This is a genomic window from Mesobacillus campisalis, from assembly GCF_000986785.1.
Taxonomy (GTDB): Bacteria; Bacillota; Bacilli; order Bacillales; family Cytobacillaceae; genus Mesobacillus_B; species Mesobacillus_B campisalis.
Genome location: NZ_LAYY01000012.1, coordinates 59,316 through 70,106 on the forward strand (window position 1 = coordinate 59,316; position 10,791 = coordinate 70,106).

The window sequence follows — 10,791 nt, forward strand, 5'->3', positions numbered from 1 at the left end:
AGAAGGTGGAGCAAACAAATGAAACGCTGGATCCTCTCGATCATCACGACGCTCGTTATCTGGGGAACCGGAGCATACGGCTACCATTACGTGAAAGATGCTATCCCAAGCAGCCTTACTGCTGCCTCCACCTTAATCGCGGAGACAAGCGGCCCGGCTGAACCGGCTTCTTTTGAGCTAAAAGAAATAATCAGCCAAACCCAGAAACTGGTCGTTAAAATAGAACTGGAAGATGGCACGCTTGGTTCTGGATTTCTTTACAATGACAAAGGAGACATTGTGACAAATGCGCATGTGGTCGCAAATGCCACAGATGTGAAGGTGAAGACGACCGATTCCAATGAATTCGACGGCAAAGTGATTGGAGTCAGCACAGAGATAGATGTAGCCCTCGTCCGGGTTCCGGGGATGGAAGGAATGGACCCCCTTCCGATTGCGAGAGAACGCAAAGGCGAGATTGCCGATGAAATCCTGGCGCTCGGAAGCCCGCTTGGTTTCCAGAATACCGTTACTACCGGTATCATCAGCGGTTTGGACCGCACGCTGGATATCCCGCCTTTTGAATACAAAAACCTCTACCAGATTTCCGCACCAATTGCACCGGGCAACAGCGGCGGGCCTCTGGTGGATGGCAAGACAGGCGAAATCCTGGGGATCAATTCTGCTGTGGCCAACCAGGGGAACATCGGCTTCAGCATCCCGATTACCGATGTGCTGCCCCTCATTGAAGCCTGGTCAGAGTCTCCAATGGAGTCCCTGCCGAACATTTCATTAGATAGCGATTTGCTAAGCAGTGAAGAATCCTTCACAATGGCCGACCATTCGGAATATCTTGTTGCCTATTTTTACGAAAGCCTCAATGCCCGTGACTTTGTAACAGCCTATTCCCTTCTTGGAAGTTCGTGGCAGTCAAGCTTAAGCTATGAGGAGTTCCGTGGAGGATACCTAAAAACAGTCTCCGTTTCCATTGATGAGATGACCACTGTGAAGAATGGAAGCGGGTCAACCGTTACAGCCGTCATCTCCGCAGAGGAACGGGGAGAAAGCAAAACAGATGAAAAGAAATACAAAGTAACCTACGAGCTTGGCTACGAAAACGACCAGCTGAAAATCCTGTCCGGCGAAGGAGAGGAAATCAAATAAGCGGTCCGGCTCCCATCCTGTTGCAGGGTGGGGCTTTTTTAATCCATTGGAGGTTTGTTGTCCCATAGCCCTCCCTCCTTTCAGGAATTTACATCCAAATACATTGACAGGCTGTTGGCACTGCTTTACAATAACGGAATATTACGAATAGTAGAATCAAATTGTTAACAACATACATATCGGAGTGACCTAAAAGTTTTTTTAATAAAATATCTTGGTGTTTCCCTGCCTGATCAAGGCGGATACAAATAAAAACGAATATGGATGGTGAAGACATGACAGATTTTTTGAATTGGCTGAGTGACTTTGTATGGGGCCCCCCCACTCTGGTCCTTCTGGTAGGCACCGGGCTATTGCTGACTTTCCGTCTCGGTTTCTATCAGTTCTCCAGTTTGCCGTATGCTCTCAAACTGGCTTTCTCCAGAAGCCAGGATAAGAAATCCAAGGGAGATATCACCCATTTCCAATCATTGATGACGGCTCTGGCTGCAACCATTGGAACTGGTAATATCGCTGGTGTCGCAACGGCGGTGGTTTTAGGCGGTCCCGGGGCTGTATTTTGGATGTGGATGACTGCCCTCGTCGGTATGGCCACCAAATATGCAGAAGCTATTTTGGCGGTTAAATATCGGGTGGAAGGTGAAAACGGACAAATGGCTGGCGGTCCGATGTACTACATAGAAAAAGGGTTAGGTTGGAAATGGCTGGCCGTTTTATTTGCTGTTTTTGGTTCTGTTGCCGCATTCGGAATCGGTAGCTCAGTACAATCGAATTCCGTTGCCGCAGCCGTGGAAAACAGCTTTGGGTTAAATCCCTGGATTACTGGTGTTCTATTAACTATTTTTACGGCTCTCGTCATCCTTGGCGGAATTAAAAGCATCGGAAAAGTGACTTCTTTGTTTGTCCCGATTATGGCTATTTTTTATGTTGTAGGTGGACTCATTATTATCTTGTTAAATATTAGCCAGGTTCCAGCTGCCTTGGGACTTATCATTTCCGATGCCTTTACCGGCCAGGCGGTTGCTGGCGGTGCCATCGGTGCGGTCATCCGATATGGTGTTGCACGCGGTGTTTTCTCCAACGAAGCCGGGATGGGGTCGGCTCCGATTGCGGCGGCTGCTGCCAAGACGGATCACCCTGGCCGACAGGCACTCATCTCCATGACTGGCACTTTCCTTGATACGATTATAGTCTGTTCAATTACCGGTATTACGCTTGTCATGGGGAACCTCTACATTGGCGGCGACCTGACTGGTGCGGCACTGACAACGGAAACGTTCAATGCCCTTCTCCCTGGCTCAGGCTGGATTGTCACCATCGGCATTATTCTTTTTGCTTACTCAACGGTTCTCGGCTGGGCTTATTACGGGGAAAAATGCTTTGAATACCTGTTTGGCACAAGGTCGATTATCGCCTACCGCATTGTCTATGTTGCCACTGTCCTTGTTGGTGCCGGAATGAACCTTGGTCTTGTTTGGACCATCGCCGATATCTTCAATGCCCTGATGGCCATACCGAACCTGATTGGACTTGTCTTCCTTTCCGGAGTGGTGGTAGCAGAGACCAAATCCTTTAAAAAGCTGCGCGAACAGGAAAAGCAAAAGGCTACTGCTTAACAACAAAAATGCCGAGAAAGGCTAACTTTCTCGGCATTTTTGTTGTTTGTGGAATGAGACTGTTGATTTTGATCTCAAGAACAAGACATTTTTTTAAAGAAACATGGAAAGTATAGAATTGAATGAAAAATCGTTTAACGGAGGGACAAATGGATAAAAATCATTTGGAGAAACCGCATAGTAAAAGTGATTCCAATGTAAAAGGAAAAGACACAGAGTATGAAATCAGTGCAACTGGCTATGGCCTCGAATCGGTTGAAAAAGATAATCGAGACCCTGGCCAGCCTTCCTGTGGAGGGCTATAGCCATGAAAACCCCCGGACCAATGGGCACCGGGGGTTTTCGGGATGTTTATTGAAGGTGCATGCCGTATTGCTTGATTTTATATTTAATCCAGTCAGCCGTAACTTGTTCTTCATTGTATATAATTTTTACTTCCCCGTCATCGGTATCAACAAGGGCTCTTTCAATGCCGTCTAAATCAACAAGGATCGTTTCCAGTGTTTTAATGGGCTGTTCTTCAGTGGCTTCCCGAACAAATAAAGTGATTTCCTTCATGCTGCTTCCTCCCTTCCTTAATCTTTCGGATCAACGTTCCTCCTCAGCGCCCTGTTCCAGCTTATTTTCGGATAGGGAATTTTGTATCTTGCGGCTAAGGTTTTCCTGTTTTCGATCTATCGCTGTCTCCCATATGCTAAAAGGAACTTCACTGGGAGAATATTCTTTATCAGTCATGTATGCACCACCTCCACATTTATTAGTCTTTTAATAAGTAAAGGAATTATGTATGAAATAAAAAAGGAAGGACCACAAGCGGGTCCTTCGTAAAAATATTCATTAATTAAGATTAGCCTGTCTATTAACGGGGGTCCCTTTCCTTCCCAGTCTTTAAATCGATCACCTTTACAGGGTTTTTAGGTGTTCCTACCTTTTTGCTTGCCGGCGGTTTCGAGCCGTTTTCGACCCAGTCCACCATCAGGTCAAACGCCTGGTGGGCATATGGCAGCAACGGCTGCAATTTTTTATCAGGGTCAGTACTAGAATTCCATACCAGGCTGTCTACATGGTTGCCGTTTTCGATTGTATACAGGCGGTGAATGTCCTGCTTTCCTGCTTTTTTGACGAGCTTCTGGTAGCCGTCCGCATGAATTTCAGGGAAAATCAGGGCGTCGAGAGAACCGGTGATAGAGATGAGTGGTACCTCGATATCTCCCGTGTTGGCGATTTCCTTAATGTTGTTTTTTACTTCTTTAGGGCGGGTTACGTACTTATAATCCTCGAAAATATGATCATAGGAACGGTCCCTGGCTCCATTTACAATATTCAGGTACTTCGGATAATCTATTCTGCCAGGAGCTTCCGGATCAAAATGGTCGCGGTAGATGTTCAAGGAAATGAACCAGTACACCAGGTCATGGTAACCCCATAAATTTTCCGATCCTTTTGGCAGCCCGGCTTTATACATTACCTTTATCGCTTTTTCCTGTTCCTTTCCCTCACCGTACAAGGCTTCCTCTGCATTGTTGACGACTGTCGTCAAGGAACTGATAAGGTTCGGGGATTTTTCACTCCATAGCACGCCTTCCCAATCCACGCCACCGTCAAATAGACGGGGTTCCCCTGTTTTTTCCGGGCCGTCATTCTCCAGTGCATAGCGGACAACATAGCCTCCATTCGAGATTCCCATCGCATAGGTAGGAACTGGGTGCTGTGCTGAAACAAGGTCGCTGGCCGGATTGGAGGAATCGGATGAGCTAATAAGCTTGTCCGCAAAGTTTTTAGCCAGATAGCTTTGAGCTGCCTTGGTCACTTGGCGGAAGCGCAGGTTCCATTCGGCTACGGAATCATCATCTTCGACCAGCGCGTTTTTCGCCTTGGCAAAAGGATCATGATCTTCCCATTCCCCCTGTGTTCCTTTGTCGATAGCTGCAAACGCATACCCTTTTTCAAGCACAAAGTCGCTGAATAATAGGTCGGTGGACGTTTCATTTCGGGTTGCCGGGATTCCGGAAACAACCAGTTTTCCATTCCAGTCATCAGGAACGCGAATGACAAATTGCGCATCATCAAAAATACCATTGACCTGTGTTCCTGTAATCTCGGCCGGACGGTTCATTTGATACCAGCCGGTTCCTTTAACTGAATCTCCCCAATAAATAGGTGCAAGTCCAATGTTCCCAAACAATGTTGCTTGCTGAAACTGTTCAGAGTTTTTCGTTGTCAGCCAGTTCCCGTTTTCACCATTAAAAGACGTTTCCACTACAGAATGCGCACCAGGTATAATCGACTTTTGTCCGCTCCCTTCTGCCTGTGTCCCGGTAAAACCAATTCCAAGGACCATTGAGGCGGTTAGACCAATCGCCAGTATTTTCTTCTTCAGTGAAACCACTCCCTTAACCATATTATGTAAGCCCTTTCATTTTACTTTGAATTTTCAGAACATTCATGGGCCTTTGGTCCTGTTATGGGAATACTGGCTTGCTTTCCTTCCATCTCAGCCTTTAGCCTTGGGAGTGGTTTAATTACTTGTTCGTTAATGTGACGTATAATTGTCGTTAAAGCCGCAAAACATAAGCCTACTTGGGAGGTGAAGAATATGTCTTCTCGTGAAACAGGACAAAATGAGAACAATGTAGCACATAATATTAAAGAAGGCGCAGGTGCAGCCTTCCATGCAGCCCACCAGGGATTGGAAGCGACTGAAAACTTCGCCATGAATGCGGTGGACCAAACATCAAAAGCCATCAAAAGAGCGGCAGACAATATGAATGAAATGATGAACAGAGACAATGAAAACCAAAAATAATGTGAGCCTTTTAGCCGGGAGAATTCCGGCTATTTTTATTCATTAAAAAGAGCATAATCACTGGCACAGCTTTATTACTTACTTTCCAAAATTAGAGTAAAATGGTTAATAAAGTATTTTATTCTTCTAATATTGTTAAAAAATTGGTAGAATACACTTATACCATTGTTGCAATATATTCAAGGAGAAGTTATCTATGAATACTGGCCTTTCATCCATTTTTTCTCCAAGTGAGCTCTTGGTTTATATTGAATTTTTAAGGGAACGCCTAATTGGCTTAGGTTTAAAAAATGGGTTCAGCTGCAGCCAAACCATCCAAGCGAGCCAGGAACTCGACTTCTTTATTTTTGAATATCAAAAGATGAAATTATGAATGGGACAGGACTATAGTAGCTTGGCCATATAATATTCATTGTGAAACGTCCCATCAATTTTTAACGAATTCACTTTTGTCCCTTCAATTTCGAAGCCGTTTTTCTTATATAGAGCAATGCCGGCTTCATTTTCGGTCACAACAGTCAGCTCAAGCCTGGATAACTCATGCTCATGAGCCCATTCGTTCACAGCTTCAAACAGGCTTGTTCCTAGTCCCTGGCCTCTGTATTCCTTTAAGATCCCAACAACAAGGTAAGCAGAATGCCTGTTTCTTCTTGCCGTCCCGCCTATAACTATAATATAGCCCAGTAATTTTTCCTCATCTTCGGCTATAAAGATGGTGGAGTTGCTTTGCTGTATTATTTGTTCAAGCTGCAGCTGCTGCTGTTCAGAGGTAGTGGTCCTTTCCCCTGCTTCCAAAAGCATATAATCCGACTCTGTTTCCACCTGCTTGACGAGATGAATGAAGTTCTCTGCATCCCCAAGTGTGATTTCTCTAATGTTCATCCCTTTTTCCCCCTTTGTTTCGCTGAATTTCTTTTGTTATCCTTCTAAACTTTTAATTTACCACATAATAATTTTTTTAAACTTCTAAAAGATTCACACATCTGCTTATTTTATCTTAATATACACTAGTTAGGGAGTTTCAACAAAAAATTCATCACAAAACATGTAAGAAGCCTGCCGGAATGTCTCCCGCAGGCCCTGAGAATTTACCTAAAGCTTTCCCTATCTATTATGCTTCCTTCTTTCTAAGCATATAAAAACGCCAAAAGTCCTTGACTAGTGTTTTGGTAACCGAGTATAAAGGAACCGCTATGAGAATGCCGACAAAACCATAGAGGGAGCCAGCTACCAGCAGCAAAAGAATGACTGTAACAGGGTGAATATTCAGCTTTTTGCCAAATACCTGAGGCTCCACCAGGTTTCCTTCAAGCTGCTGGACTACAACGAAAACGATCAGTACCTTTACCACCATGAATGGATCCTGTAGCAATGCTGCAAAAATGGCCGGAATGATTCCAATCACCGGTCCAAGCAGCGGAACAACGGTCAGAAGCATGGCAAAGATCGCCAGGAGCAAGGCATGGTCCAAACCAATGATCAAATAGCCAATATACATAAGCGTTCCAACAGCTATGGCAACGATAAACTGGCCGATAATATATTGAAAAATCGTTTTATCAATGTCGACAAGAATTTTATTCCCTTCCTGCACATGTTCTTCAGGCAGCCTGTTTAAAAGATAAGGACGTAATAAATGGTCGTCCTTAAGGAAGTAAAACAAAAGAAATGGAACGAGAACCAAAACGGTTGCCACGCTCGTCACTGCGGTAAAAATCTCGGCCAAATTCCCGCTTATCCTCGAAGTTGTTTCCTGAAAAAAAGAATAAGCCTTTTCTTCCAGTTCCTCTGGAGATACAAGGCCAAAACTGTTCTCCCGTATCGTTTCCTTTGATTTGTCGGTTACTTCCTCTATGTTTTCCGGAAAGTTCTCAGACAGATTTTGAAACTGGCTGGCTATCGTTGGTCCAAGAATATATGCTCCAGCAAAGCCTGATCCTGCCACCACCAGATAAATAAGGAGAATGCTGAGAAGCTTTGGTATGTACCTGGAAAGAAAATTGACTACAGGCCTTAGAATGTAATAAAAAAGCCCGGCAAGCAAAATAGGGAAAAATATCGCTCCAATAAACTGCTGCAAAGGAGCCAAAAAATAATCAATTTTCCCAAACAGGAAAATGGCCAGGAGGACCAGGATGAGCCCGGTAATGTATTTGAAAAATGGTTTATGTATCCACATTGAATCAACCCTTTCTTGTAACAGGCAGCTCTTCGTCTCACATGTCATACCCTGCTGTTCATTTCCCTATTCCCCGGAGCATGCAAGGTAAACACCTATGTAAAAAAGGGATGGTCTCTGTTGAGGAAAATGGATTCTTTCCGGTTAAAATCCTCTGCTTTCATTTAGCTATCACCTATTATAATATTGATAGCAACCTGCTATTGTTTTGATAATCCTGATTATCATGCAAATCCATAGTAGAATCCGGATAAAAACGCTAACTCACCTCCCGCTGTATTTTAGCAGGATTGTTTGATATGATGATGGATATATAGGTATGCATGGAGGCTTTTGATATGGAAAAAGGAGAAACTCAATATGACCTGGACAAAATCTATGATTACAATGAAATGCCTGATAAAGTGAGTGGCCGTTGCGATAACTGCGGCAATGCGCTCTTTAAAAGTTCGGTGAAAGATTTTGTGTTTCTTAGAGAATGCCGCCAGTGCGGGATGAAAAAACGGATATAATAGCAAAATCCCTGGAGTCTCCAGGGATTTTGCTTAATTTTCGTTTACTGCCCTGACTGGCAATGACGGTTCTTGAGACTTAGGAGCGTTTGCATTTCTCATTCTTATCGTAAGTAAAAATGCCAGACTTAAACAAATGGAGCAGAATAGGAATGCTGCCTCAAATCCGCCTAATCCATCAATAAGCCAGCCGGCAATCGCCGGCCCGATAAACTGCCCGACCGCAAAGTAAAACGTCACGTATCCAAAGGCCACCGGCATGTCAGGCGGCTTGACGTAGTCCATGCTGGATGCCTGTATCAGGGTGAAAAGTCCGGTGATGGTGCAGCTCATCAGAACAATATGCAGACTAAATCCGATAACCGTCGGCCAAAGAACAGGCAGAAGCATCGCGATTACTGTGATGCTTGTCGTTGTGACCAAAGAAAATCTTCTCCCCAGCCGGTCGGATATGCCTCCCCAGATAAAGCCGCTGAATATGGACAGAATCCCATTGACCGCCATTAAGTGTCCAGCTGCCTTCGTACTCAGGCCCGACTCAATCATAAAGCTCATCACAAAAATCACCTGTATTATATATGTGACGCCAACAATACCATATATTAGGCCCACCCGAATGACATCAGGGTTCCGGTAAATTTCCCTAGGCTGCTTTTTTATTGCGACTTTTTCCTGGTTCGGCTCTGCCTGTACATCCCGGATGAAAAGAGTCGTCAGCAAAACAGCGACCAGGCCGATAACAGCATAAAATCCCCATGCCAATCTCCAGCCAATATCACCATACAAATGGGACAACAACGGGACAATCATGCCTGCAAACAGAATGCCAATCCCTGCGCCGCTTGTGGCAAGACCAATCATCAGCCCTTTCTTTTGCGGAAACCTTGCGACCAGGAGGGAAATGAAAGGAGTGTAGGTAAAGGCTGTGCCGATTCCCAGAAAAAGCATAAAGATAAAAGCCAGCCAGTAATAGGGAGAAAACGCCAAGCCGATAAACCCCGTCGAAACAAAAGAGATGCCGAGGATGATGGTTCTTCTCCCTCCCCATCTGGCCGCCAGGATTCCTGCGAAAATAACAGTGGAAAGATACCCCAAGGATGTGGTCGTTCCCAGATAGCCTGCCTGCTTATATGTAATCTGTAAACCTTCCTTCATAAACGGAAGGATCACGCCATAGGAAAGGCGGCCAAAAGCGAGTACCACAGTGGTGGTCAGCATTCCGACTATCGCGTAAATCCACATCGTTTTTTTGGATTCCATACATGCACCCCTTAATCAAAAATCTTTCGATGACCGAAATGGTTATCAATAAAGATGATACCACTAATTTTGTGTATATTCAAACAATTCTAATGATTCTTTCTGTTTTGCTCGTCTCTTCAAATTCATGCTTCCTCATTCTTTTGACTTGCACTGACCGCATTTTCCTGTTATATTACAGTCAATTACATATTTCCTATTTCAATTTTTGTTGAAGTAAGGATAGAGGCGCAAAGACCATAAGTACTCATTCTGAGGATAATGAGGTCCATTGAGGATTGGGGAAAGGGGTATTTGCCGAAACTTTGAGAACTCATTCTTCTTAAAGTTGGTTCTGTGATTGAATAAATGCAGAACTGTCATATAGGGAACTATATGGAGGGCTATCTTACGCACAGAAACGAGTGATTTGATATTTGTTTCTACTGCAGCAGCGGCCACTCGGTGCTGTTTTTTTGCGTTTACCGGAATCCAATCTTCCCGAGGAATGTAAAATACGAATAAAGGATGAAGAGAAATGACGAATTTTGGACAAGTGCTTACGGCAATGGTGACACCATTTGATGCCCATGGTGAAATTGACTTTGAGGCAACAAGGAATTTAGTGGACCACCTCATTGAAAACGGCTCAGATGGCCTGGTTATTGCAGGAACAACCGGAGAGTCCCCAACCCTGACGAACGAAGAAAAAATTGAGCTATTTAAATTTGTGGTGAAAGCCGTCAATGGCCGCGTTCCTGTTATTGCCGGGACAGGCTCCAACAATACAAAAGCGTCCATCAGCCTTACTCAGGCCGCCGAAAATGCAGGGGCAGACGCAATCATGCTTGTCGCTCCCTACTACAATAAGCCGTCACAGGAAGGTTTATATCAGCATTTCAAGGCAATTGCCGAGTCCACTTCCCTTCCTGTCATGCTTTACAATATTCCAGGGCGCAGTGTGGTCAACATTTCTGTGGATACGATTGTGCGCCTTTCGGAAATCAAGAACATCACCTCTGTAAAGGAAGCCAGCGGAAATCTGGATGATATGGCCGAAGTCATCAGCAGGACTCCTGCCGATTTCGCTCTATATAGCGGCGATGATGGTCTTACCCTCCCAGTTCTGGCAATCGGCGGCACAGGAGTTATCTCTGTCGCATCTCATGTCATCGGCAACGAAATGCAGGAGATGATTTCCCATTTTACAAATGGAAGGCTTAAGGAAGCAGCTGCTGCCCATCGTTCCCTGCTTCCAAAAATGAAAGCATTGTTCTCGGCGCCGAGTCCTTCACC

The 10,791-nt window shown here is 44.7% G+C and carries 13 protein-coding genes and 1 riboswitch; of the genes, 7 read left to right on the forward strand and 6 right to left on the reverse strand.

Annotated features, from left to right (window positions below):
- Positions 1 to 18 precede the first annotated feature (18 nt).
- From WQ57_RS12425 to WQ57_RS26655, 3 genes are all read left to right on the forward strand, one after another.
- A complete protein-coding gene (locus WQ57_RS12425) occupies positions 19 to 1,143 on the forward strand; it encodes a S1C family serine protease (RefSeq protein ID WP_046524095.1) in 1,125 nt (374 codons plus the stop codon).
- A gap of 275 nt (positions 1,144 to 1,418) precedes the next feature.
- Positions 1,419 to 2,759: an alanine/glycine:cation symporter family protein gene (locus WQ57_RS12430; protein WP_046524096.1), complete on the forward strand. Its 1,341-nt coding sequence runs from the start codon at positions 1,419 to 1,421 to the stop codon at positions 2,757 to 2,759.
- A gap of 149 nt (positions 2,760 to 2,908) precedes the next feature.
- Positions 2,909 to 3,064, forward strand: a complete 156-nt coding sequence (locus WQ57_RS26655; RefSeq protein ID WP_156183125.1) for a hypothetical protein — start codon at positions 2,909 to 2,911, stop codon at positions 3,062 to 3,064.
- A gap of 46 nt (positions 3,065 to 3,110) precedes the next feature.
- Here WQ57_RS26655 and WQ57_RS12435 read toward each other — a convergent pair whose 3' ends face one another.
- The 3 genes from WQ57_RS12435 to WQ57_RS12440 all read right to left on the reverse strand — a co-directional run bounded on the left by WQ57_RS12435 (position 3,111) and on the right by WQ57_RS12440 (position 5,139).
- Positions 3,111 to 3,317, reverse strand: a complete 207-nt coding sequence (locus WQ57_RS12435) for a hypothetical protein (protein WP_046524097.1) — start codon at positions 3,315 to 3,317, stop codon at positions 3,111 to 3,113.
- A gap of 30 nt (positions 3,318 to 3,347) precedes the next feature.
- Positions 3,348 to 3,494 (reverse strand): hypothetical protein, encoded by a 147-nt coding sequence (locus WQ57_RS26660; RefSeq protein ID WP_156183126.1) that lies wholly within the window; start codon positions 3,492 to 3,494, stop codon positions 3,348 to 3,350.
- Between the two features lie 124 nt (positions 3,495 to 3,618).
- Positions 3,619 to 5,139, reverse strand: coding sequence for a peptide chain release factor 2 (locus tag WQ57_RS12440; RefSeq protein ID WP_046524109.1), 1,521 nt, complete (start codon positions 5,137 to 5,139; stop codon positions 3,619 to 3,621).
- Positions 5,140 to 5,355: 216 nt separating this feature from the next.
- On the opposite strand from WQ57_RS12440, the gene WQ57_RS12445 reads away from it, so the two are divergent.
- Together WQ57_RS12445 and WQ57_RS26225 are read left to right on the forward strand one after the other, a co-directional pair.
- On the forward strand, positions 5,356 to 5,565 hold the full coding sequence (locus WQ57_RS12445) for a hypothetical protein (protein ID WP_046524098.1): 210 nt from the start codon (positions 5,356 to 5,358) through the stop codon (positions 5,563 to 5,565).
- A 196-nt stretch (positions 5,566 to 5,761) separates the two neighbouring features.
- Complete coding sequence (locus tag WQ57_RS26225; RefSeq protein WP_084820267.1) at positions 5,762 to 5,938, forward strand: aspartyl-phosphate phosphatase Spo0E family protein; 177 nt, start codon at positions 5,762 to 5,764, stop codon at positions 5,936 to 5,938.
- Positions 5,939 to 5,949: 11 nt separating this feature from the next.
- On the opposite strand, the gene WQ57_RS12450 is transcribed toward WQ57_RS26225, so the two are convergent.
- On the reverse strand, positions 5,950 to 6,447 hold the full coding sequence (locus WQ57_RS12450; RefSeq protein ID WP_046524099.1) for a GNAT family N-acetyltransferase: 498 nt from the start codon (positions 6,445 to 6,447) through the stop codon (positions 5,950 to 5,952).
- 229 nt (positions 6,448 to 6,676) lie between these two features.
- Positions 6,677 to 7,744: an AI-2E family transporter gene (locus WQ57_RS12455; protein ID WP_046524100.1), complete on the reverse strand. Its 1,068-nt coding sequence runs from the start codon at positions 7,742 to 7,744 to the stop codon at positions 6,677 to 6,679.
- A gap of 338 nt (positions 7,745 to 8,082) precedes the next feature.
- On the opposite strand from WQ57_RS12455, the gene WQ57_RS12460 reads away from it, so the two are divergent.
- Entirely contained in the window at positions 8,083 to 8,256 is a 174-nt protein-coding gene (locus WQ57_RS12460) for a DUF8096 family protein (protein WP_420912394.1), read from the forward strand.
- Between the two features lie 33 nt (positions 8,257 to 8,289).
- Here WQ57_RS12460 and WQ57_RS12465 read toward each other — a convergent pair whose 3' ends face one another.
- Positions 8,290 to 9,516 carry an MFS transporter gene (locus WQ57_RS12465; protein WP_052948742.1) on the reverse strand — a complete coding sequence of 409 codons (1,227 nt, stop codon included), beginning with the start codon at positions 9,514 to 9,516 and terminating at the stop codon, positions 8,290 to 8,292.
- Between the two features lie 215 nt (positions 9,517 to 9,731).
- Positions 9,732 to 9,910: riboswitch (Lysine riboswitch) on the forward strand.
- Positions 9,911 to 10,033: 123 nt separating this feature from the next.
- On the opposite strand from WQ57_RS12465, the gene dapA reads away from it, so the two are divergent.
- Positions 10,034 to 10,791 (forward strand): 4-hydroxy-tetrahydrodipicolinate synthase (gene dapA, locus WQ57_RS12470; protein WP_046524102.1); only part of this gene is annotated, 758 nt, incomplete at its 3' end.